This window comes from Cecembia calidifontis (assembly GCF_004216715.1).
Taxonomy (GTDB): Bacteria; Bacteroidota; Bacteroidia; order Cytophagales; family Cyclobacteriaceae; genus Cecembia_A; species Cecembia_A calidifontis.
This window is the reverse complement of sequence record NZ_SGXG01000001.1, coordinates 2532195-2557115: the sequence shown is the minus strand read 5'-3', so window position 1 is coordinate 2557115 and position 24921 is coordinate 2532195. Positions and strand designations below refer to the sequence as shown.

Sequence of the window (24921 nt, the reverse complement as noted above, 5' to 3'; positions counted from 1 at the left end):
CATCTTAGTTGTTTGGGACTTTTAAGGTTCTTGTCACTTTCTTACTAAAGAAAGTCTTAAAATATGAAGCATTTAAAAAAAGAATACTTATTACACCAATTAGTATTAATAACCCCGAATTATATATATATTCATTAAATCCCCCACTAACTCCTCCTTTATAGGAAAAATATGCAAAAAGACCTAAGAATACAGGCGTTTTTCTGGATTTTAAGAAAAACACATACATAGTCTGGATTAAAAAGCCAACATAAGAAGGCGCTAATGCCAAGCCTAACCAACCAAAATTCGCGAAAGATTCTGCTATAAAAAGAGTATTCAATACTCCTGCTGTACCTTCCTCAACTCTACTTGAAAAATATCTTTCCATTAACAACCTTGATGAACGTTCTGAAGGTTGAATACCAAAAACTGAGACATAGTCGGAAAAACTACTGATTCCCAAATATTCATGAAAATTAGGGAAGGTATCAAAGGTAAGATATACAGCAGCACTTTGGCTGAAAAGAATCCTTCCTGGAATCCCAAATCTTAGACCGAATAGTAAGTTTAACTCTGTGGTGCTCAAGAAGGAATAGAATATAAGCAAGAGAACTAATATTCCACTTACTCCTAATATCAAAACCATCTTATTAACTTTACCTTTTTCTAATACCCGAAAAAAAATAAACCCAAGGAAATAAAGAACTATAGGAGCTTTGGATATATTATAAGTAACTATAAGAATAGAAAAAACAAATAATATCAAAAACCAAAAAAAATCAAACTTTCCTTTGGTCATTTTATAATAACTAAATGCAATATAGGAAAGGATTGGTGTCAAGGTAATTCCAAACACATTCCTTATAAAAAAATTTCCTTGAAATCCTCTTCCGGCTTCTTCTCTGGCTATTGCTAAATCAACTGTTGAATTACCTGAAAACATACTAAAAAGAGGTATCTCTTTCATTATGTAAAATGTATATAAAACTGCTGAAACACTGATTAACGTTAAAAAATAGAGGGGCAATCTTAAAAAAGAGTCTTTTTTACTATAAAAAGGTTTAATTTCTTTTTTGACATACCTGTCAAAAAGTTCTTTAGGTTTAGCTTTCCAAACAAAATTTGCCAAAACCATTCCCAATGGAAAAAAAATCATCGTGTACATAATCGCCCAATAGCCTAGCGACCTAGCTGTGGAATCATAAACTTTCCCAATTAAATAATGCTCATCAATTTCATATATTACAAAAAGAGAGGAAATAAAATATTGTATAATTAATTCAAAATAAAAAATCCAAGATATCATGTTGAGCCTTAAAGGGGACAAGGTCCCTGACGCTTTTTGAAAAAGTAAAAAAGAAAAAACTAAAACAAATAAACTTATAATTAAGTACATCTATTTATTTTTGATGGGATTGTTGTAATCAAAAAAATTTACGAAAACTTTTAGATGACTCCCCGCCATTAATGGCCCAAAAACAAGCGTTGTCATATTATTATGAACATCATACACTTTTAATTGGTCACCTTCCTTTATTTCAAGGTCTTCAAACACCCCGTCTTTAATTGAATTTTGATCTAATTGACAAATTTTAAAATCTTTAATCTCGCTTCCAACAACATTAATAAAAACTACATTATCTTCCTTTCGAACATACAATTTAGGGGGAAGATGTTTTAGATCTTTATTTCTTTTATGATTTGAATAATAATTTTCAGGTAGTGATTGTAAATTATCCCATCGAGGAGTAAGATCTAAAATCTGAAAATCCGTAAACTTAGTTTTTACAAACTCCATCCATTGTTTAGCACGTTGGGAAGGAAGCCCGGCTGCATAAAATGCGGGGATTCTTGAAAATAAATTAAAAGCTGTAAACTGATCGAAATGATAGTCTGGTAAATCATCTTTTGTATTCCATGGCCTCGATTCATTAAAAGACTTTTCAAGCCATATTCCAACCCTCTTCAAAATATCAATAAAATCAGGGTCAGCCCATATTTGCGCTAATTCATATAAGACAATCGTTGACAAACCCGCATAATTGGAATCCCCTACATTTATTGCATGCTGATTTAAAGGGAAAAAACCATTTTCTCTAACAAGACTTAAGCCAGCTTTTATTTCATTCAAAGCAGATTCCTTAATAAAATCGTTCATATAAAATTTACTTTTTTCATTAAAGTAAAGCTTCGAAAAAACTAACCCCATTTGTAAATTTTGATTCGGGTTTATCTCTGAGCTTCTTGCATTTTTTAACTTTGAACTGTAAGGATAAATTTTAAATCCTTTAACATTTGACTTTTCGTTTGTTCCTATCCAAAGATTTGTTTGCTCTTCAATTATCCCCAAAACAGCCAAATCATTAGTGTAAGAATAAGCATCTAATAAAAGTCGCATATTTCGAGCAAAAGTTTCTCTATACCAATGACCTTCGAGTACTTCTCTTTCTGTCATAATCACTCCATCAACTGAATATTCATTTTTTACAAAACGAAGTGCTTCTTGAAAAATCCTTAAAATTTTGGGGTTTTCAGTGTAAAAAGAATATTTAGCCCAAGTTGAAAAAAAATAACCCCAATAATTTTCTTTCTCAAATATATCATTAAAAAGTATCTTTTTTGATTCTTGGCTTAAATCATCCCATTCTCTATATATCCTTCTTACACTTCCAGGTAATTCTTCAATTTTTAACAATTCCACTTGATAATAATCATCAGATGTGAATTCAATAGATTTATTCAATTCAGAAATTTCTTCAATTTGAATACTTTTATTACCTCTGCATTCAGAAGTTTTCAATAAAAGAATTATTGGAAATATCTTTATAAAGTTCATGTAACTATTGTTTTGATGCTCTAAAAACCCCCGCAAATAACGCTCCAAGAAACAGATGTGTCAAATAATAACAAACATAGGTGATTGATATATTGGAAATTACTTGATAATGATCATCTGAAAAATAAAAACTTACAAACACCCCTAAAGCTAGACCAATCATAGTTACAAGATTCCAAATCTGTTTTTCAGCTATGTAAATCATAAAACTTAATGGGTTTGCGATAAAACGAATGCTTAAAGCAGGTATCATAATTTTAGAATACTCTCCAGCTATTTCCCAATCAGCCCCAAAAATCCATGAGAATAAATCTTGTATTGTAAAAAACAGAATTATAGAAGGTACAATTGATATGATCAAAAGCCATTTAAATGTTTTTAAAAAAATCGATTTGGCTTGACCTGAATTTCGATATGTTTTAGATGCCTCTTCTTTAAAAACATCTAAAACAGATGTCGAAATTAAGGTAATCGGAGCTTGTAATACTCTCTGAGTAAGGTAATAAAACCCAGCATATGAACCTGAAAAAAAAGAACTGAACAAAATATTAGGGGCATGCATAGCGCCAACATTTAGCAATGTTGTGGGAACATCAAACTTAGGAAAATTAATAAACCTTTTTGCTAAACCAATAATTTTTACTAATTCAAAATCTTGAAAATATCCAAAGTCAAAGGTAAGAATCTTTTTTACAAGTGAACCAAGAGTCAATGCTTGACCCAAAAGAGTTCCAAATAAAAGCCCAAATCCACCTGCCTGTAAAATCCCTAAAGAAGTTTGGCTAAAACCTGTAATTGAGCTTTGCATGACTCGGTTTTTTGCTAATCTTTTAAAATCTTTTTTTCTGTTGAACCAATAATTTAAACTTTGATATGACCCATTTACAAATAGACTTATCGGGAGAAGAAATAACCAAAAATGAATTTCCTCATTACCTAGGAGAATAGAAATTTCCTTGCCAAAAAATATAATAACAACAAAAGTTATAAAACTAAAAATAAAGGCAAGTAAAGTTGATAATTTTACAATATCCGCAGCTTCTGATTCCTTTTCAGGAAGCATAATAGCCAATTCATATCTGCCTGTTGAAATCACAATTAAAACAGATGCCAAACCCATGTATAATGCAAATAATCCAAAGTCTTCAGGCGAATATATTCGAGTTAGTATTGGACTTAGAGCTATTGGAATTGCTTGTGCAATACTGGTACCCGTCATTAGGGTTATTACATTTTTAACAAATTGATTTTTCGATTTGGAGAACAAACTCATAATAAAAAAATGAGCAGACTAAAAATTAATTTGTCTGCCCACTTATGAAATTCAAATTAAATTATAAACTAAATGGATGCTTCCCTAATTTACCTGCAGCTAGTGGATGATAATCACCATTCAATCCTATCGGATCCATGTGCCTGATGTCATGTACAATTTGAATGGAATTTCTGGCCTCTTCCAAACCAAAGCCATGACCATCCAAAATATGTTGGTAACTATGGGTATGAAGTTCTGTGAAACCATCGCTAAATTCAATTTCTTCCCCTTCTATCGTCAAAGACCTGTAAGTTCTTCCTCCCTTGGCTTTAACATTCTCTGGTAAAGTATCTGCATTGATACTTAAAAACCATCTAACTCTGGCTTTTTCCAATTCAAAATAACCGGCAGCCCTATCATGAGTATGGATATGAACAACATTCTTTTTTACACTTCCAAAAATCCATGTCAGCATATCATAAAAATGCACACCAATATTAGTTGCTATTCCTCCAGACTTGGTTACATCCCCTTTCCAGGATGTGTAATACCAATGACCCCTGCTCGTAATATACGCCAAGTCTATATCATACACTTTATCTTTAGGTCCTTCTTCAATTTTCTTTTTCAAAGCTATAATTGAAGGATGAAGCCTTAACTGAAGTATATTATATACCTTTTTACCATGTTCTTTCTCAACTTCCTTTAAAGCATCAATATTCCATGGGTTCAAAACCAATGGCTTTTCACAAATCACATCAGCACCAACTCTCAAACCAAATCTAATATGAGCATCATGCAAATAATTTGGTGAACAAATACTCACATAATCTATTTTATGATTTTGTCTTTTCAATTTTTCAACATGCCTATCAAACCTTTCGAATTCAACAAAAAAATCGGCGTCAGGAAAGTGGCTATCCATCACACCAACAGAATCAAATTTATCATAGGCCGCCAAAAGTGTATTCCCAGTATCCTTAATCGCTCTCATATGTCTAGGAGCTATATATCCGGCTGCTCCAATCAATGCAAAATTCTTCATCTTATTGTATTTTTATGACTTGATTATTTTTTAACAAATATTTTTCTCCACTTTCCTTACAAACAGCAATTCCTTCTTCATTAAAACTTAGTTTATGACCATATTCACTCATCCAGCCTATCTGTTTTGAAGGATTCCCAACAACCAGTGCATAATCAGGGACATTCTTAGTTACTACAGCACCAGCACCAATAAATGCAAATTTGCCTATATCATGCCCACAAACAATGGTAGCATTAGCCCCAATTGAAGCACCTTTGCCAACATGGGTTTTTAAATATTCTGATCTTCTATTTACCGCTGATCTAGGATTAATAACATTGGTAAAGACCATTGAAGGACCTAAAAAAACATCATCATCACAAGTCACACCTGTGTAAATAGATACATTGTTTTGAACCTTTACATTATTTCCCAAGACAACCTCCGGTGAGACCACTACATTTTGCCCTAGATTACAATTTTCCCCAATCTTACAATTGGACATAATATGAGAAAAATGCCAGATTTTGGTTCCCTCTCCAATTTCACAGCCCTCATCAATTACGGCTGTTTCATGTGCAAAAAAAGTTTTCATTTGAAATAATTTAAAATTTGTTCAATAATATAATCTTGTTGTTCTTGTTCCATCTCAGTGTGGATTGGGAATGAAATCACCTGATTGCATAATTTTTCAGAAATGGGGAATTGCCCTTCCATTCCCCCATATTCCAAATATGCTTTCTGTAAATGAAGAGGTAAAGGATAATAAACCATTGATGGCACCCCTTTTTCAGCTAAATAGGATTTAAATGAATCTCTATTGATGCTTTCACTCAATCTAACTGTATATTGATGAAAAACATGTGTTGAATTTTTGACTCTTGCAGGTTTAGTGATTTTTGGATGATTTTGAAATGCTTCATCATACCTTTCAGCGACCTTATTCCTTGCTTTAGAATATTTATCCAAATATTTTAGTTTAATACTTAAAATAGCAGCCTGTAATGTGTCTAGCCTAGAATTGACACCAATGGAATCATGATAGTACTTCCTTTTTTGTCCATGATTGGCAATTATTTGGATTTTTTCAGCTAACTCAGAATTATTGGTGAAAATTGCCCCACCATCTCCATAGCATCCTAAATTCTTTGAAGGGAAAAAAGATGTAGTACCAATATCACCCATGGTACCCGCTTGCATTTTTTTTCCATCTGAAAAAGTGTAGACTGCACCTATTGCCTGAGCTGTATCTTCAATGACTTTTAGGTTATGCTTTGAAGCAAAATTTAATATCACTTCCATATTAGAACATTGGCCATATAAATGTACGGTAACAATACCAACTGTCTTATCCGTAACCTTAGATTCTAATTGGGTAGTATCTAGTTCGAAAGTATCTTCAGTAACATCTATAAATACAGGTTTTAACCCAAGTAAAGCTATTACTTCTACAGTAGCTACATAGGTAAAAGCAGGAACGATTACTTCATCACCTGGCTTAAAATTTAAAGCCATCATAGCAATTTGAAGAGCATCTGTTCCATTGGCACATGGAATCACATATCCAGCTCCAGTGTACTCTTTTAATTCTGCTGCAAATTTCTTTACCTGTGGACCATTAATAAAAGCTGTTTGATTTAAAACCTCTTGGATAGCACTATTAACTTCTTCTTTGATATTCTCATATTGGGTCTTAAGATCGACCATTTGAATGTTTTCCATAATATTTTCAAAGTCTTGCATCAACATTTTTTTTTGGTAAAGCAGCCTTCACATCAAAAATCACTTGTTCATTTGATTTCTTTAAATCCCAAGATTTAAATTCTTTGTGTGCTACTGCTAAGATGATGGCAGAATATTGGTTGAGATTTGCTTTGGTATTGCCATTGACGATTTGAATTCCATATTCATGCATCACTTCAGCAGGATCTGCCCAAGGGTCATAAACATCAACCTCCATATCGAAGGATTTGAGCTCTTGGTAGATGTCAATCACTCGGGTGTTTCTCACATCAGGGCAATCTTCTTTGAAGGTAAAACCAAGGATTAGGACTTTTGCATCTATTACCTTGAGATCTTTTCTCATCATGTGCTTGATAGTCTCTGTCGCCACATGCTTGCCCATGGAGTCATTAAGCCTTCTCCCCGCCAAGATAATCTCGGGATGGTATCCTACTTCCTGTGCCTTTTGAGCTAAGTAGAAAGGATCTACACCAATACAATGGCCTCCAACTAATCCTGGTTTGAAAGGGAGGAAGTTCCATTTGGTTCCTGCTGCTTCCAAGACTTCTTGAGTATCGATATTGAGTAGGTTGAAAATTTTAGAAAGCTCATTGACAAAGGCGATATTGATGTCCCTTTGGGAATTTTCGATTACCTTGGCAGCTTCAGCCACTTTGATGGAGGAAGCCTTGTGCGTTCCTGCTATAATCACTGACCTATACAAGTCATCCACATAAGTGGCTACCTCAGGTGTAGAGCCCGAAGTTACTTTAAGGATTTTGGTGACTGTGTGTTCCTTATCCCCTGGATTGATGCGCTCCGGGGAGTAACCCGCGAAAAAGTCTTCGTTATATTTTAAACCTGAAATCTTTTCCAAAACCGGAACGCACTCCTCTTCAGTCACGCCGGGATACACTGTAGATTCATAGATAACCACGTCTCCCTTCTTTAAAACCCTACCAATGGCCTCCGAAGCTTTGAGCATGGGAGTAAGAATCGGTCGGTTGTGTTTGTCTGTGGGTGTAGGAACAGTGACAATATAAATATTGCATGAAGAAATGGGTAGTACCGCATCTGTTATTTGTAATCCCTTTCCTTTTTCTTCCAGCTCCACAGGAGTTTTGACCAAAACTTTTTGGAGTTCTTGATCTTCAACCTCCAAAGTTCTATCATGCCCTTTTTGAAGTTCTTCTACTCGTTTGGAGTCGATATCATAGCCTATGGTTTTGTATTTTTCAGCAAAAGCAACCGCCAAAGGTAAGCCCACGTAGCCAAGCCCTATAATTGCAATTTTAGATTCAAGAATTGGTTTAATCATGGTTGTTTATTAAAATTTCTTACACTACATAAAAATTTAAACTAACTCATTTTTATGGTAATTAATTGAAAACAAAACAGTTTATTATTAATTTGATTCTTTTGTAATTCCTAAGTTTCATTCTTGTGGATATTTTCTAAACATTAACCCACTGTTCTTTCACACCCTTAAAAAACTCCACACCAAATACATAACCAATAGCCATAATACCTCCCAAAATAATAAATATGACCAAAATCAAAGGCCGCTTGGGTGCTGACTTTTCTACAGGAACAGTTACCGGCTGAATTACAGAAAACACAGGAGTATCCTTAGCTACCTGTATTCTTGCATGCTCCAGTTGTTTAGCCAATTCTGTGTAGATGCTAAAAGCAAAATTATACTCCGCTTCCAAGCGCTGCTGTTGATTTAATACAGCCGCAGAAGCAATATTTTGATTGCGGTCTCTAAAATTTGCAAGCTTCGATTGGATCTCCTCAAATTCTTTTTTCTTTTCCTCAAATCGCCCTTCTGTAAACTTCAACTGTTCTTGCGCATTGGAGATTTTATAGGCTATCACTTGTTCTTGTAATAAGTCTTGCGCAAAACGAGCCATCTGAGCAGCCATTAGTGGTTCTGGTAAAACAAAAGACAATGAAACAAAACCTTCCTTATCGTTGGGGGTAACTGAAACCTGATTATCCAGTCTTTTAAAATGTTCAAAGTCTTCTTGGGTAACCCGAATCAATTGATCATTGGTATCTTTTACTATATGCTCTGAATCACCCTTTAAACTCCTTAAAATTAAACCCGGTAATCCCAAACTGTATTGTTTGAGATAGCCGAATATCCCGGGGTTGTATATAGACTCATAGTATTCTCTGTAAGAAACAGGTTTTTCTAGTCCTTCCACCGTTATTGGTGCATCCAAAAGGGCCAGTTTAAAATTCACGGATGATACAATCTTAGGATACAAGCTGGGAGGGATTTCAGAACCTCCACCCATGGAACCTAAGTTAATCCCAGCTAAAGAAGCCAAGCCACCTAAAGAACCTCCCCCACGATTGGACTCTCCTACTTGCGGAACAAAAACAGAAGTAGCAGTAAATTCTTTTGGGGAAAGTATGGCTACTAACAAGCCTAAAACCACGAAGACACTTGTAATCCCTATAATAGTCTTGCGTTTCATCCAAAGGGTTTTAGCTAAGGCTAGCAGATCTATTTCGTCTTCGTTGACGGTGGGTTGTTGCGATGGGGTATTTTTATCTGTCATTTATTTTGGTAGGAAAAAGGTGCGAGGGAAAAGGCGAAAGGGCAAAGCTGAACCTCTCCTGCTTGCGGTAAGCAATAATTGACACTAAATCTTACTTTTTTGAACAAGTTTTTTATGTCTCACTTCTAGCGCCTAGTACCTAATTTTTGGGCTCGTAAAACTCTCAATTAACAGGATTTAATGGATGCTTATAAAAAGTTAGGGAGAAATATTTCTATTTTCTTACTTCTTGTTTCTTCCTTGCAGCAGGCCTATCTTGTTAAATTATTAATTAATAAAGCTAAAGTGGCCATTGAAGTTGCTAAGCCAATCCACGCCTGTGCAGATAAGGGTTCTCTTTCTGGTTTCGCAGGAACAATGATTTCTGCTCCAGGTTCTATTGCTGGATAATTATTGATGAATAAAAACTTTGTAGTCCGCTTTACATCTCCGTTGGCATAAACAACGTATGAGCGTCCTCTTCTAGACTTTTCTGTGAATCCACCTGCCTTAGAAATATAGGACTTGAATGTGGCATTTTCACGGAAACGAGCTGTATTCGGGTAAAGGACTTCCCCTCTCATTCGAACTGTTTGCAACTCTTTAGGTATCGATAAGACATCCCCTTCCTGTAAAATCAAATCATTTCTTCCACCGGGATTGGTTAAAATAGCCAATAAATCGATGCCTACCATCTCCTGCGTTCGAATATTCACTTGTTCATTAAGGCCTTGTTCTGTGATTTCTTCAATGGTTTCCTTTCTAAAATCATCGGATATTAATCCACCTCTTTTGTTGGCTTGATCACCACCTTTTTCATTGATCTTTTTATCTATTCTTGAAAGCAAGATTTTTTCAGCTTCTGTGTCGTTCTTGGTGTCTTTGATGGCATTATTCTTTACTTCCGTCAATGTTTGTGCTTTCCGCTCATTCTCACTTGGAGCACTGTAAAACTCATTTCTTCGAATCAATGTTGCCCCTTTGGCGTAAGCGAACTGATTTAACCCTCCTGCTCTATTTAACAAATCTGAAATACGCTCATTTGCATTAGCAATAGCATATTCACCTGGAAAAAACACTTCACCTTCTACACGAACCATTTTCTCCCGCTGAAAACCAGGGCTTCTTCTTACAATCACATGATCAAAAGGCTTTAAGACCAGATCTTTCCCTTCTCCACTGATCCTTAAATCTTTATCAATATCAATGCGTATGATTTCCGCTAGTTTCCCGGAAATATCATTTTTTACTCTTCTAGCGATTTCAATTTGTGAAGCCGTTGCAGATTCTTTAAAACCACCTGCTTTCAGGACTAAGTCCGCTACGGTCATATTTTCACCAAAAGCAAAAGCCCCAGGATTATTCACTTCCCCAGAAATTTTGACATAATATTCCTCTCTAAGGTCATAGATACTCGGAACGTTAAGTACATCTTCCCTTCTCAGTACAATGTCCTCTGCCTCTCCGTTAATGATGGCTTTGATGTCCACAGGAACAATTTCAAGTGAAAAATCCCCCCTGGTCCTGTACAAAGTAGCCCTATTTAAAAAAGCATCCTCTCTCAATCCATCTGCTTTTTCAACCAAATCCCTGATGCCCATTCCCGGCGTGAGTGCAAACACCCCAGGTCTCATCAAGGCCCCGGTAACCTGAACCCTGTTTTGAAATCTGTCCAGAATCTCCCCAACCCTAACTACGTCTCCATCCTTTGGATAAAATGCTTGAAAATTGCCAGCATCAACATCCTCCACACGTAGTTCTGTACCAGTCTTTCTGGTCACTGTTAATCGCTCCCTATAAGCCTGACTACTAAATCCTCCTGCAAAATTAATCAATTGATCCACTGTCTCTCCAGGCTTGATTTCAAACAGCCCTTCTCTTCTAACAGGTCCCTGAATCTCTACTCTTGAACGTACAGGAGGTACTATGATCACATCGTTATCCCTTAAGGTAATAGGAGAAGTAAAGTCACCTTTGACTAAAAATTCATAAACATCTATTTCGGTCAAAAGCTTGCTGTCCCTGTAAACCTGAATATGCCTAAAAGAACCGTTTTCATTAGGTCCACCTGCTGCAAACAAGGCATTAAAAGGTGAAGCAAAGGAAGGCAAGGTATAAGTCCCCGGGCGAACCAGCTCTCCGACTAAGGAAATGGAAACAGTCCTTATGTTACCCAATCGAACATCCAAAAATGTACTGGGATTGCTGCTTCCCAAGCCTGAATAGATGCGTGTCAAAGCGGTCCTTATCCTACTCGTCGCGGAAGCAATTGTGGCCCCTCCTACTTGAATCGGACCTACATTTGGAATAAAAATCCTTCCATCAGGATTGACGGTTACATCATAGGATTGTTGGGAAGCACCATAAACATCTATAAGCAACTGATCTCCTGCCCCAACGGTATAACCTTGAGGAGTAGGCACATTCAAGCTTGGATTAAAAGTAAGGTTGCGATTATGAAAAAGTTTATATCCGAAAATTTTCTTTTGAGTTGGACTTAAATCATAATAAGGATCTGACTTCCTTAATGAGTCAAAAATGTCTTCTTGGGTCCCAAATCCTTGTACTTGTCGCAATTGGTCTGCTCTCCCACTTCCTTGTTGCTGTTGCAAACTTGCCCCACCACTACGTAAAGAATTAATTCTCTGTCTTAATTTTGCAATTTCTCCAGCTGGCATCCCTCTCTCTGCTGCCATATTGAGCATTTGCTGTTCATTCATGCCTGAAGCCTCTGCCCTTTTAATCAATTGCTCGATCTGTGCGTCGGACAGGTTGTCGACTTTGATATTCTGAATATCGGAAAGGGACTGCCCCTGGGCCACAAATTGAACTGTAAAAAGAAATAAAACGAAAAGAAGTTTTTTCATGGAGAGAATGAAATTTAACCGCGAAATGCTAGAAGGTTATTTTAACCGCTAATTACGCGAATTACACTATTTTTTTCTATGAATTTAGGACTATCTGCGAGAGACTTCAACCGCTTATTATTAACTTCTACTATTAGGGTCTAAAATCACTCTTTTAAATTCAAGAGACTTTGGACCGAAGTTTAACAAAAGCCCTAGAGGTTTTTTAGTTGCTTTTAGGTAATTGATAACTTGGGTATAGTGCTCATCCGATATAGCAGCGGAGGATTTCAACTCAACCAATATATCGGTGTAACAAACAAAGTCGGCTATGAAGTATTTGGAAAGTAAATTGCCTTTATACTGAATTTGCAGTTTTACTTCTTTTTCAAATGGAATATTATGATCAAGCAATTCAATTCCAAAAGCTTCTTGATATACACTTTCCACAAATCCACCACCCAACTCTTTATGAACAATCATTGCCACCCCAACAATATCATATGTCTCCTTCTTAAAAATCATTTAGATAGTCTTTGCTATCACCTTAAATAATTTTGACTTAATTCTTATTTGTGAAATTCGTGAAATTCGTGGTTTAATTAAATTCGTGGTTAAGGCATTCGTGGTTACAGCTTCGCCCTCTCAGTCACATTTTCATGTGCTTAGCAGGGAGGAATTAAAAAAGAAACCCAAATTTCCTACTGACGGAATCAGCAGGATTTTTGGTACAAAAACAAGGCTTCAGGATGGGTGATCTGATCGGTCACCTGAAACTCCACCTCATTGTCAATCAATTCTTTGATACGCTCAGAAAGCCTCTCCAAATATTCCCCATTCACTTCCTCTCCGGCTATCTGAACCTTGAGTCTTCCGGTATGGAGCCCTCTGGCATAATCCCCTACCAAAGCCACCTCATTCACATCCCCCATTCTCTCCAATACTGTAGCTAATAGCTTGTCAAAACCCAAATATTTTTGGATCAGGTCATGCAAATTTGAAAATAACGGATGTTCTGTATTGGCTTTATAATCTATCTTGTTGTTATCGGCTATCTTCAACAACAAACCTGCCTCTGACAGGTGATTCAGCTCTTTCCTGATGGAATTGGTTGACTCACCAAATTCTTCCGCCAATCCACGCAGGTGTCCCTGATTTTTAGGATTGCTAAAAAACTTGATCAAAAGTCTGAGTCTGGTCTTGGATGTAATTAAATAATCCAGCATGAAAAAGCCTTGCCTAACTGAGCAACAAAAGTACTCGCTTAGATAAAATATGCAAAGGGTTTTAACATATTTTTTTCTCTTTTTTTAAACTGCAATTATTCAGGATCCGGGATAACAAGGTGGGGGTAAAAAACAAACGCCAAAAGAATTTCCCCCACATTTTTCTATGAAAAGCTGACTTTAAAAAGTTGTTTGAATCACCCATTACAAATTTAAAAAGAGGGGAATTACTTGTAAATACCCTAAACAGGGTATTTTTTGAAAACCGATACCCCTCAAACAGCAACTCATCTTCGAAATCCAAATTTCGAAATCCCACTTTTTTGCCTTTTTCTTTTCCCTCTTCTTATTTTGTCCCTTATCTTCCGCGTGGGACAATTCATTTTTTCAGCAGATATGTGCGCCGATTCGGTGGACATGATGATCACCTAACACCCTAAGCCTTCACCCCCGAAAAGCCATATCTTTAGAGCCCGGGCAATTGAAAGTTCAGCCCCTACTAGGCTGGTTTCGTTCATTTTCCAAATCTTAATCTTCGAGTGACCAAAAGTGCAGCTTTTATCGGCGTTCATCCTCATTCATCTGTGGTTCCTTCAAAAAGCGAAGTTTTTTGTCTGCGACTATCAGCCAAATCTGCGTCATCAGCGTTCCATCCTGCCCTTCATCCTGGCCCCCCACTAAAAAGATCTACAAGATCTTTTCTTAACGCTCGATCCTAAAAGCTCCGCGCCTAATTTCATTAACTCATGCAGGTATGATTACAGAAAAAAATCTAGATCCCTAACAAATTTAAAAGCTTGTTAATTAGTGAAATTCGCGTAATTAGCGCTTCAAAAAATCCTCCTCGTCAACAAAACCAGACACCCAAACTCACTGAGCCAAATCCTCCTTTTTCCTTTTTACTTTTGCATTGGCCCCTCCTTCTTTGATCTTCTCCCCGAAATCCCACTTTCGAAATCTCACTTTTCATTTCCCAATCACCTCCTATACACCCCCTCATATTTTTTTTCAAAGAGCTTTTTGAACAAGGAGCCTGTCATGCCTGAAAAACCCCCAATTAAAAAACCAAGCAGAGCCGTGGCAAACCATAAAAGGTTATCATTTTTCAAACCCATCAAATCCGCCATTTGCTGAGGCAATGCCGAACTGGTCACAACCAAAATCCTGATCACCATCAGAAACCACACCAGTGCAAAAGAAAAACCACATGCTAAAAAGGAAGAACCTGCTCCAGCACCTACAAAAAAGGCTATCAAAGCCAAAGCCAACATCAGACCCCAATAAGGCAGGAAACCTCCCAAAACATAGACTACCAAAGCAGTGAGTACGAATAAAATCAAAAACTTTTGCATAATTTAATTAGTGAATGTGGATACAAATAGTACTTCTTGGTTATCTGTGGTTTTTCTCAAATTGAAATTGACATAATCCCCATTTGCCCAGATCTTGATAAAATTATCATAATATTTGCTTCCAGGATTCCCGGACTGCCCACCAGGATAAATCCCAAAAGCAGTAATCTTGTCCCCCATTTCCACTACATACCTCCAACTGGCCCCGTGCCGTTCACTTGTCGCATTTAAAATTCCGCTGTAGCCTCCTGTGTAAATATTTCTCCTACTGAAAGATTCAAAATTTGGTACCAGATGCATGATCCTGGTACCCTTAAAGGCTGCCCAATCGTAACTCCCTTTATTCTCTTCCCAATCTTTGATCTCTTTGACCATTTCTCCGAAACTTTGTCTGACCAAATCCATCGCCACTTCTGTTTTCGGAGTATTAGGCATGTCAAACAGTTGACTTTCTGGTTCATTATAAAGCAACTTAACTGTTTGGTATTTATTCGGGAGTACTACCGGAATAGAATCATTTTCCCATTGGGACCAAATCAATTTATACAAATGCTTCCACCATGTCTGAAACAAAGCGGGTTCCTCCTGATTGGGAAAGGTATAATAATTCCATTGGATCAGTTGTTCCAAATATTTACCCCCTTCTTCTCCAAAATCTTCTACACCCCCACTTTTCTCCAACAAGTGCAACATGACCGGCAATGCCTCGGAGGCATGTAGATGAAATTGGTCAAACTGCAACCGCTTCATATCATCTATGGTAATATTTTCAGATTCCCTCAGAATATTATTCAGCCTTCTGTTACGGTAATGCTCAAAGCTATCATCGAACATGTAATACGGGTAGCTGGGCGATGTACTGTGCTGATTGGCAGAGGAAACAAATCCACGTTCAGGATTAAATGTGGACGGGTTCTGCTCAAAAGGAATGTAACCCTGCCACTCAAAAGCCGGATTGTTACCATCCATCAAAAACTTGCCTTGTCCTTCCCACTTTAATGGAAATCTCCCCTGCACCTTCATGGCTATATCACCTGTGCGGGAAGCAAATACAAAATTCTGGGCCGGCGAAGTAAAGAAATTTAGGGCAGAAAGATAATCATCGTGGTTTTTCCCTTTATTCAACAAGAGGAATGTCTTCTGTTCATTGGATTCCAAATGAGCTGTCCACTTCAATGCAAAATTGATATCCTGACGATCTCCCCTAAAGGTCCTGTCAAAAACTACAGGACCATGGTGGGTATAGACCACGGTGTCCATAAAAGACGGTTTTCCTTTCACTTTGATTTCTTCCACACGGAAGGTACTCTGGATCCATCTGTCGTTATAGAGGTATTCGGTTCGGCTTTCATCTTTGAATTGGATGGAATACCAATCCCTTGTATCCCGGGTGGCATTGGTAACACCCCAGGCGATATTTTCATTGAAACCCGATATAATGCCCAAAGCCCCAGGAAGGGTTGCTCCTTTGACTGTATGTTGCGGGGTTGAAAGCTGCATGGCATACCATAAGGATGGCAAGTTGAGACTCAGGTGAGGATCATTTGCCAAAATAGCTGCACCATTTCTGGTCTTCCCAGGAGCCACCGCCCAGTTATTGGATCCGACTCCTGGTTCAGGTTGAGGAAGGGTCTTAAGGAGAATTTTATCATCCGGATAAGTGATTCCCTCCGGTTTTTTAACGGGAATGGGTTCAAAATCCCACACCCTTTCCGCTTCAATAACGGGATCATTATCTTCAGGAAACAAAGGATATAACTTGTCCAACAAGGTATCCCCTATCGTTTGCCGCATATTGGTATATTCCAGATCCTTATCCCCCACAAGCATGTCCGCCATATATTTGAGCAAAAGAAGTGACTTATAAACTGACCAATTTTCCGGCCTATAGGCCAAAATCTTGTACTCGAGGGGAAGTCTTGCGCTGGATAAGCCATCGATGTATTGATTCACCCCATCCGTATAGGCCTCAATCAAGGTATAAATTTCAGGATCTGTGTTTTTGATATATTGAACTGCCTGCTCTGCACTGTAAGCTAATCCTTTTCTCCTGGTCATTCTATCCAATTCAATGGCAACCGGACCGACAATCTCAGAAATCCTTCCAGCTGCCGCCATGGTTTGAAATTCCATCTGCCATAACCTGTGCTGGGCAGTAACATAGCCCTGAACCCTGTAAAGATCTACTTCATTTTGAGCAAAAACATGGGGTATCAGGTGCTCATCGTACACTACCCGAACTGGCTCTTTAAGGTTATTCAGTTTGATAGTTTCTTTGGCAATCATATCTTCACTGTAGGCATTCTGCCAAAAGCCATGATTGGGATCCAATAAAAGGCCCAACGGAGGTACTGTTCCTACCTGAATGGAAAGCAGAACTGCCAAACCGACCGTGATGATCAGACTCAAAAAGAAAGCAATGTATCTCATAGGTGATTCGAAGTGGAAATAGGTGCCGTCAATTTAGATGTAAATAGTTAAAATTCACATATTATAGGTACTAAAAATTCCAATAAACCGAACTGTTTTATTTGACTGTTAATTATTAGTAGGTTTAATTATTCTGATGATTGGAAAATAGGCGGAAATGACCAATTTATTTTTTTGTCCACGAATTACACCAATTACACGAAGGAGAGCCGTGCTTTCCCCATAATCTGCAATGTTATTATCCCTGAGGTTGTTGAAAAAAGATTAAAGCGAATTTAAGACTCCGCCTTAATTTCCGAGACATACCGTAGCATTAAGTGCCAGCTTTAATTCGCTAAAATTATCACCTCTGTTTACTTTCCTCATGAATTTTATCAGAAGGCAACTTTCGTGGAAATCTGTGAAATCCCTGCCCGGAGCAGGCGGGCGTGGACAATTTTTTTAGGAGACTCTTCCTACGTCAAGGTGACGGTTTCTAGGATCAAGTCATTGGTGCTTTGATATTAAAATAAGTTATTCTTGCCATTTTAAAAACAAACCCATCCAAACTTTACCATTTCCGTAAATATTATCATTTATCCGATTAGAATTTTATTGATCATTCAACAGTTCCTAAATTGGCCAATGATAGAATTGTTTTTAGCACTTTGTGACCAACCTGTCATATTTGAATGAAAAAATAGAAAAGGAGAGGTTAATTTTTTAAACAAAAAAGGCTGTTCGTGTAAACGGACAGCCTCTTTTTTAAAAGTTCCAGGTGAATTACTCTATTACAATTGGCAGAACCAATTTCTCCCATCTTACCACAATTCCTGGACTTTCAATAGCAATACTGAGTTGCTCTTGGCTTTCTCCCACCCATTGAGGAGTAGATTCCACCCTAAGTACATCATTCTCCTGCTTGTACTGAAAATGACCATGTTCCAGATTCCATTCAGAATTGAAAATTACTGTCCATTTTCCGGATGACCTGGGGATGGTAAACAGGGAGTACCTTCCTGCCTTCAATGGCCTGCCTTCCACGGTAACATCAGAGTCAAAATCAACATAAGTCGATTCATTGGCGCCTGTCCTCCAAACTTCATTGTAAGGTACCAGGTCTCCCCAAATTACCCTACCCTTTACAGAAGGGGCACCATATTGAATTAAAACATTTGTGTCTCCAATCTTCCCTTCCAATGAGCGAAGCGGACTGGCTCTTTGATCCCGGGCTGGAGTCTCTTCCATTTCGGAAGTTTCTGTTTCAACAGTTTCAGCTTTTTTACCCCCACCACAGCCAAAGAAAAACATGGTACCGGCAATGATTACCGCCAACATCAAAATGTTTGTTTTTTTCATAGTTTGGTCTTTTATCAAATTCGAAGATAGACAATTTCCCAATATTCCTAAAATTTAGCTTTTTTTAATAAAACCTATTTACTTACTTTTCATGGAATTTAACTCATATCAGACATTTCAACAACCTATGAAAACTATTTTCACTTTATTTAAACCGGGTATTTTGGGTTTCATTTTGATCCTTCTGATAGCTTCCTGTCAACAAGCAGAAGAAAAAAAGAAAACAATTGAAAATCCTTTTTCAGGACCTAGTCCTTGGCCGGAAATCAGAAAAGAAAGAATACAAAAGCTACTTCCTGAAGCCATGAAGGCTGCTGGGGTAGATGCTTGGATTATTATCTGTAGGGAAAACAATAACGACCCGATCGCTCACCATATCGGTGGTGAAAATGCCGGCGGTACTGCCCTATTTCTTTTTTTCTTGGAAAATGATAGGGTTAGGTCACTGGCTTACTCTCCTGTAGGTGAAGCCACTGCCTTAGCGGATCTAAAAATACATGATGAGGTGATACCTGTAGAAAGAGGTGGTTCGGCTATAGGTGATGCTTCTATGTTTATTTTTGCGAAGAACTTCAATAAAATCGCCGTGAATTTTTCCAATGACAATGCCCTGGCAGATGGACTAAGCTATACCCAAAAACTCGAACTGGAAAGGGCTTTAGGACCACAAGCCAGCAGATTGGTTTCCGCAGACGAACTCATTTATGAATGGCTATCTGTGAAGTTGCCTGCTGAAGTTGATATCATGACCAAGGCGGCTGAACTTACCTCCCAATGGCAATATGAAGCCTATGCCCAAGTCAAACCGGGAATAAGCACTGATGCGGATATCGCAAAATTTCTGAAAAAGAAAATGGAAGAATATGGAGTCAAAGACGCCTGGCATCCTGACCAAAATCCAAATGTCAACTCCGGACAGGACAGAGGACATTCCCATGCGACAGACAAGGTAATCATGCCCGGAGATGTCATCCAAATTGATTTCGGAATCCGCGTTTGGGATATGTGGGTTTCTGACATCCAAAGATTTGCTTATGTTCTGAGAGAAGGGGAAACACAAACCCCTGACTCTGTACAATATTATTTTGAATCTTCTATTGGTGGTAATAGGATTGCTTTAGCTGCCATGAAGCCGGGAGTATTGGGTTACCAGGTAGATAAAGCCCAAAGAGACTGGATGGCTGAAAGAGGTTCCGAACCTGTAATGTGGAGTACCGGACATCCGGTAGGATATGTCGCCCATGACATAGGACCAAACCTTGGAGGAGGACTCTTACCTGATCCAAGTGTAAGACCCACTGCTGTAAAACCACTGAAAGAAGGAATGCTCTTTGCTTTTGATGGATTTCATGCCTGGAAATTGCCCAATGGAGGCACTAAGACCATGTCCGTCGAAGAGACTGCTGTGGTGACCAAAGATGGAGCAAGATACCTGATCGAGCCACAGGAGGAATTGATACTGATCAAATAATTTTTTATAACCCATTTTATGCATGAAAAACACCTGCCGGGTTGCTACTCAGGATTCATTCAATTTCTTGGAAATTCGAGATTCGTCCCTAAAAATACTCGGCAGGTTTTGTGTATAACTAATCATAACTGATCTCAGGGGAAAAGATGGAAAATTTCGGTTTATTTTAATTGGTTTCTTTCAAAAACTTGCATTCAGCGTGTTTTAAAGATACTTTCGAATTCTCAAAGGTATTTCATGATCCGGTTCATTACAGTTCTCCTATTTTTGGTCTCTTTGGCATTATTTTATAGTGTCTACATATCCCCTGAATTTTTCCCCTATGTCGGGTTGATTACCCTTACCATTCCTTTGTTATTATTGATCAACGGGCTTTTCTTCATCCTGCTCCTTTTAGCTAGAAGAAAATTGGCAATAGTCCCATTATTGGCCATTATTATAGGCTGGAAATTTATTGGAATAACCTATCAGTTTCCAAAAAAAGCAGATGACCAGGAAGGATTATCTGTTCTAAGTTACAATGTGGCCTTATTCGCCTATGACAAAAACGGAGACTGGCGGGAAAACAATAAAAACATCATCAAATGGCTTCAGGAAAATCCCTCAGACATCAAATGTTTTCAGGAGTTTTATCAGGATCCTACAACCCCTTCCAGAAACACCACAAAACTTTTGGGCACCGAATTGGGCTATGAATACAGCTATCAGATCATCGAGGGTAAACCCAGGTCCAGATCCTATGGTATGGCCATTTTCAGCCGCTATCCCATAATCAATGAAGGAAAGGTCTTTGATACCCAACGCAACAACGGGGTCATTTTCGCAGACATCAAAATCGACAAAGACACTATTCGGATCTACAATGCGCATTTGGAGTCAATGAGCATAGAATCTGAAAATCTCAACAATCTGGATGGAATCAAAGAGAATTACCGTCAAACCCTCAGGAAATTGAAAAGAGGACAGGTTACAAGGGCGTCACAACTCGGGATACTGGAAGAACACATGCGCAATAGCCCCTATGTCAATATACTGGTGGGCGACTTCAATGACATGCCTTATAGCTACACCTACTTCAACCTAAGGAAAAACATGAAAAATGCCTTTGAAGAAGCAGGAAGAGGTTTTGGCTTTACTTATAATAAAGTGTTATTCTTTCTAAGGATAGACAATATTTTCTTTGATGAACCTTTGAAAATTCTACAATTTAAAACCCATAAAGAAGTAGATTATTCAGATCACTATCCCATCTCCGCTGTATTCACTTGGGATAAGCCGCTTAGAAAAAAGCAAGAAGTCAATGATTAGTTTTCGGTTTTTTCTTTTCCCAAATTTTACCCAATCGTATCAATAATACAGGCAAGAGCAATAAATCAGCCATTAAGGCAAAAACCAAGGCTGTGCTGATCAAAAGCCCCGCGTAAAAGGTTACGCCAAACTGACTGAATATCAATACTGCAAATCCGGCAGAAAGAATCAAAGTGGTAAGAATAATAGCTTTACCGGTATCAATGAAAGTCCGCTTCAGTGCATAAAGCCACTTCCTTCCCTTGTCCAATTCAATTCTTAACTTGGACATAAAATGAATACTGTCATCCACCGCAATTCCAAATGCCACTGTAAATAATATGGCCGTGGTCAATTTGAGCTCAATCCCCAAAAGCCACATCAAACCGCACATCCATAGCAAAGGTATAATATTAGGAATAAGCACGATAACAGCAATCCTCCAGGATCGGAATAAAAATCCAGCAATGATAGCTACTATCAAAAAGGCTACAACCAATCCCTTCATCATCTGCCGGCTTACACTTTCATGGGAAATATCAATGAGATGGGAGGTACCCGTAATGCTTACTTTCAATAAATCCGGATCAATTTCTTGCTCAAGAAACTGGTCCAAATGGTTTTTCAATGCAACAGATCGAAGACTACCTATATCTTCCATCCGGGTAGAAATCCTTGCGGATTTTTGGTCATCGGATAAAATTTTGGTAGGCAGCTCCTGATAAGCCCTTTCCAAATAGGGCTCCATCCTTTTCCATTGTCCTTGACTTGGCATGACAAAGGCTTTACCATTCCCTGAATTCAAAGCTTGATTCAAACTTTTTACCACAGCAACTGGTGAAATGATGGGACCGGTTTCAAAACTGGAATGGATAAATTCCTCCAACTTATCCAACTCCCTCAACACATCCCATTCGATCAGACTTCCTGCCTGTGGCCCCTTTTCAATCCAAAACTCCAATGGCTTAGAACCTCCAAATTCCCGATCAAAAAAACTGAATTCCCTTATCAGTTCGTGTTCTCTGGGCAAATTGTCCAAAATATAGCCATTCACCTTGAGTCCGGTCAGTGCCCAAACTGAAAACAGGGATGTAACAGTGAAAAACCAAATGATCAATTGCTGTCTTTTGATAATCCCCAAAAAACCAATTCTCATACTTTTTCTCCAAAAGGCTGCTTGATCTGACTCCTGAACTTTCCCTAATGGTGGAATTAGATAAAGCAAACCCGGGGTAATCAACACAATTGCAAAAAAGACAATCAGAACTCCTAAGCCAGTATATAACCCAAAAAACTTTAAGGTAGGAACGGAAGTAAAATAAAGGGACATAAATCCCAAAGAAGTAGTCATGCAAGTCAAAAAAACTGCAATAGTAATTTCCGAAAAAGACTTTTGGATTGCTTCATCTTTGGAATAATCATGCCTTAGGTAATTAAGGTAGTGATTGAAATAATGCACCAAAGCCGCTAATGCAATGATAGATAAAATGGTGGGCTGCATTACAGACATCACATCCAAAGCTTTCCCAAAATACAAACCTAAAGCCAAGGACCAGATCAATGCAATGGCAATAACCAGCATGGCTGTCAAGACCGTCCACCACGACCTGAAAATCAAAAAAAGAATCAAGATGATCAGGACAAAAGAAATCCCAAGAAAAAAAGAAAATTCTTCCTGCATAAGCCTTACGAACTCACCTTGGGCCTTGATTTTTCCTGCGGTGTAAACCTTTTCAAAATCATAGCCTTCCAGCAATTCTACAATTTGTCCATAAAGAACATCTCCGACTTCTTTGGAAATCTGCTGTTGGTTGTGCGCAATCAAAAGCAAAAAATCCCCATTTGCACTGATCAGGTTTCCTTTCCATCTTTCAGAGCCCAAAATTTTCCTTTTTGACTGCTCCAAACTCCCTTCATCAGACCAATCCAACAACTTTTTTCTTTGGATACCAAATGGATTGATGACCACATCTTCTACGTCCAAAAGCGAATACACCCGCTCAATTTGCTCCAATTCACCCAATTGAGACTTAAAAGATTGAAAGTCTTCCAGAAATCCCGCATCAAAAACATCTTTGTGCCCTAGGGCTATCAGCAGGTAATCATTGTCATTTTCAAACTCTTCCCTGAATTCCTGATAAAAGGCCAAATCTGCATCATCCTGGGGAAAAAAACTCTCAAAATCATAATCAAAAAATACCTTTGGCGGAAAAATAGCCATCATCAAAAGAATAATGGAGGCTATCAACAGTCCAAAGTAACTTTGCTTTTTTATAAACATCATGATCAGAAAATATACTGCAAAGTTTGGAAATTGTTTTGGAAATAATATCCTAAAATCCTTTTCACATTTTCTATTTTTAAAGGATTTCCTAACTTGCTGCACATAATTAAATCCCTAGAATCATGAAGCAATACCACGACCTGATGCAGCACATTTTGGATAATGGTGTAAAAAAAGAAGACCGCACAGGCACCGGGACCCTTAGCGTATTTGGTTATCAGATGCGCTTCAATCTGGAAGATGGTTTCCCTTTGGTAACTACCAAAAAACTGCATTTGAGGTCCATCATTCATGAATTGCTCTGGTTTTTGAAGGGAGAAAGCAACATCAAATACCTGAAGGAAAACAAAGTGTCGATTTGGGATGAATGGGCGGATGAAAACGGGGACCTGGGGCCTGTTTACGGCTATCAATGGAGACATTGGCCCGACGGAAAAGGTGGAGAAATCGATCAGATCAAAAACCTGATCCATCAGATCAAAACCAAACCCGACAGCAGAAGACACATCGTCAGCGCATGGAATGTGGCCGATGTAGACCATATGGCCTTGCCCCCCTGCCATACCCTGTTTCAATTTTATGTAGCAGAAGGCAAACTCTCCTGTCAATTGTACCAAAGAAGTGCGGATGTCTTTTTGGGTGTTCCTTTCAATATTGCCTCTTATGCACTCTTCACCATGATGGTGGCCCAGGTGTGCAATTTGGGTTTGGGAGACTTTGTTCACACTTTTGGCGATGCCCACTTATACAGCAATCACTTAGACCAGGCAAGGTTACAATTAAGCAGGGAACTTAGACCCTTGCCGACCATGAAAATCAATCCGGATGTCAAGGATATTTTTGAATTTAAATTTGAGGACTTCGAACTCTTGAATTACGATCCCCATCCTCATATCAAAGCAGAGGTTGCGGTATAGCGTCATACTTGGCGGTTACATAATGAACAGAAAGCCCCAAATTCAATGGTCACAAGGTGAAATAGCGTGACCCCGCTTCTCGAAATTTGCAATTTCGAGAAGCGATATAGCGGATTGTTAATCTACCACAATATTTATCCAGTTATACTAACATGATTTTTTGAAATAGCCCCTATATTAAAATAAAAACCAAACTTATGGGCTATTCTTATCAAATTAGGGATTAATCTACACCGCATTTTGTTACGTTTACAGTCCGAAAACGGGTCGATGTTTTTACAAGAAAGTGTTTTAGAAAAAGTAAAATCGATTTGGAGGATATTTGATGTTTTGAGGATTACAAATCCTCAGTATCGCTCTTCGGGATTGCAAATCCCAAAGAGTGGTTCCGCTTCTCGA

18 protein-coding genes are annotated in these 24921 nt (G+C 38.1%); 3 read left to right on the top strand and 15 right to left on the bottom strand.

Annotated features, from left to right (window positions below; all coding sequences use genetic code 11):
• Nucleotides 1-4: 4 nt before the first annotated feature.
• From BC751_RS11080 to BC751_RS11010, 14 genes are all read right to left on the bottom strand, one after another.
• Nucleotides 5-1378: an O-antigen polymerase gene (locus BC751_RS11080; RefSeq protein ID WP_130275587.1), complete on the bottom strand. Its 1374-nt coding sequence runs from the start codon at nucleotides 1376-1378 to the stop codon at nucleotides 5-7.
• Nucleotides 1379-2818, bottom strand: a complete 1440-nt coding sequence (locus tag BC751_RS11075) for a hypothetical protein (protein ID WP_130275586.1) — start codon at nucleotides 2816-2818, stop codon at nucleotides 1379-1381.
• Nucleotides 2819-2822: 4 nt separating this feature from the next.
• Complete coding sequence (locus BC751_RS11070; protein WP_130275585.1) at nucleotides 2823-4091, bottom strand: lipopolysaccharide biosynthesis protein; 1269 nt, start codon at nucleotides 4089-4091, stop codon at nucleotides 2823-2825.
• Nucleotides 4092-4152: 61 nt separating this feature from the next.
• Nucleotides 4153-5118 carry a Gfo/Idh/MocA family protein gene (locus tag BC751_RS11065; RefSeq protein ID WP_130275584.1) on the bottom strand — a complete coding sequence of 322 codons (966 nt, stop codon included), beginning with the start codon at nucleotides 5116-5118 and terminating at the stop codon, nucleotides 4153-4155.
• Between the two features lies 1 nt (nucleotide 5119).
• On the bottom strand, nucleotides 5120-5695 hold the full coding sequence (locus BC751_RS11060; RefSeq protein ID WP_130275583.1) for an acyltransferase: 576 nt from the start codon (nucleotides 5693-5695) through the stop codon (nucleotides 5120-5122).
• A complete protein-coding gene (locus tag BC751_RS11055) occupies nucleotides 5692-6843 on the bottom strand; it encodes a DegT/DnrJ/EryC1/StrS family aminotransferase (RefSeq protein ID WP_242617441.1) in 1152 nt (383 codons plus the stop codon). Before BC751_RS11055 ends, BC751_RS11060 begins: the two co-directional genes overlap by 4 nt.
• Nucleotides 6830-8140: a nucleotide sugar dehydrogenase gene (locus tag BC751_RS11050; RefSeq protein WP_130275582.1), complete on the bottom strand. Its 1311-nt coding sequence runs from the start codon at nucleotides 8138-8140 to the stop codon at nucleotides 6830-6832. The genes BC751_RS11055 and BC751_RS11050 overlap by 14 nt, the downstream gene beginning before the upstream one ends.
• 136 nt (nucleotides 8141-8276) lie before the next feature.
• Nucleotides 8277-9392 carry a Wzz/FepE/Etk N-terminal domain-containing protein gene (locus BC751_RS11045; protein WP_130275581.1) on the bottom strand — a complete coding sequence of 372 codons (1116 nt, stop codon included), beginning with the start codon at nucleotides 9390-9392 and terminating at the stop codon, nucleotides 8277-8279.
• A 251-nt stretch (nucleotides 9393-9643) separates the two neighbouring features.
• On the bottom strand, nucleotides 9644-12238 hold the full coding sequence (locus BC751_RS11040; RefSeq protein ID WP_130275580.1) for an SLBB domain-containing protein: 2595 nt from the start codon (nucleotides 12236-12238) through the stop codon (nucleotides 9644-9646).
• Between the two features lie 120 nt (nucleotides 12239-12358).
• Nucleotides 12359-12742, bottom strand: a complete 384-nt coding sequence (locus BC751_RS11035; protein ID WP_130275579.1) for a GxxExxY protein — start codon at nucleotides 12740-12742, stop codon at nucleotides 12359-12361.
• 188 nt (nucleotides 12743-12930) lie between these two features.
• The gene (locus BC751_RS11030; RefSeq protein ID WP_130275578.1) at nucleotides 12931-13443 is read right to left on the bottom strand and encodes an ArsR family transcriptional regulator; all 513 of its coding nucleotides are present in this window, start codon (nucleotides 13441-13443) and stop codon (nucleotides 12931-12933) included.
• Nucleotides 13444-14420: 977 nt separating this feature from the next.
• Entirely contained in the window at nucleotides 14421-14795 is a 375-nt protein-coding gene (locus BC751_RS11020; protein ID WP_130275577.1) for a hypothetical protein, read from the bottom strand.
• Nucleotides 14796-14798: 3 nt separating this feature from the next.
• Nucleotides 14799-17225 (bottom strand): penicillin acylase family protein, encoded by a 2427-nt coding sequence (locus BC751_RS11015; RefSeq protein ID WP_130275576.1) that lies wholly within the window; start codon nucleotides 17223-17225, stop codon nucleotides 14799-14801.
• Between the two features lie 762 nt (nucleotides 17226-17987).
• On the bottom strand, nucleotides 17988-18563 hold the full coding sequence (locus BC751_RS11010) for a DUF2911 domain-containing protein (RefSeq protein WP_130275575.1): 576 nt from the start codon (nucleotides 18561-18563) through the stop codon (nucleotides 17988-17990).
• 127 nt (nucleotides 18564-18690) lie between these two features.
• Between BC751_RS11010 and BC751_RS11005 the strand changes: the two genes are divergently transcribed.
• Together BC751_RS11005 and BC751_RS11000 are read left to right on the top strand one after the other, a co-directional pair.
• Nucleotides 18691-20034 (top strand): M24 family metallopeptidase, encoded by a 1344-nt coding sequence (locus tag BC751_RS11005; protein WP_130275574.1) that lies wholly within the window; start codon nucleotides 18691-18693, stop codon nucleotides 20032-20034.
• Between the two features lie 237 nt (nucleotides 20035-20271).
• Nucleotides 20272-21342 carry an endonuclease/exonuclease/phosphatase family protein gene (locus BC751_RS11000; RefSeq protein ID WP_130275573.1) on the top strand — a complete coding sequence of 357 codons (1071 nt, stop codon included), beginning with the start codon at nucleotides 20272-20274 and terminating at the stop codon, nucleotides 21340-21342.
• Here BC751_RS11000 and BC751_RS10995 read toward each other — a convergent pair.
• Nucleotides 21332-23605 (bottom strand): efflux RND transporter permease subunit, encoded by a 2274-nt coding sequence (locus BC751_RS10995; protein ID WP_242617440.1) that lies wholly within the window; start codon nucleotides 23603-23605, stop codon nucleotides 21332-21334. The genes BC751_RS11000 and BC751_RS10995 overlap by 11 nt on opposite strands.
• Before the next feature lie 122 nt (nucleotides 23606-23727).
• Here BC751_RS10995 and BC751_RS10990 point away from each other — a divergent pair, with 122 nt between their 5' ends.
• Nucleotides 23728-24522 (top strand): thymidylate synthase, encoded by a 795-nt coding sequence (locus BC751_RS10990; protein ID WP_130275572.1) that lies wholly within the window; start codon nucleotides 23728-23730, stop codon nucleotides 24520-24522.
• The last annotated feature ends 399 nt before the right edge of the window (nucleotides 24523-24921 follow it).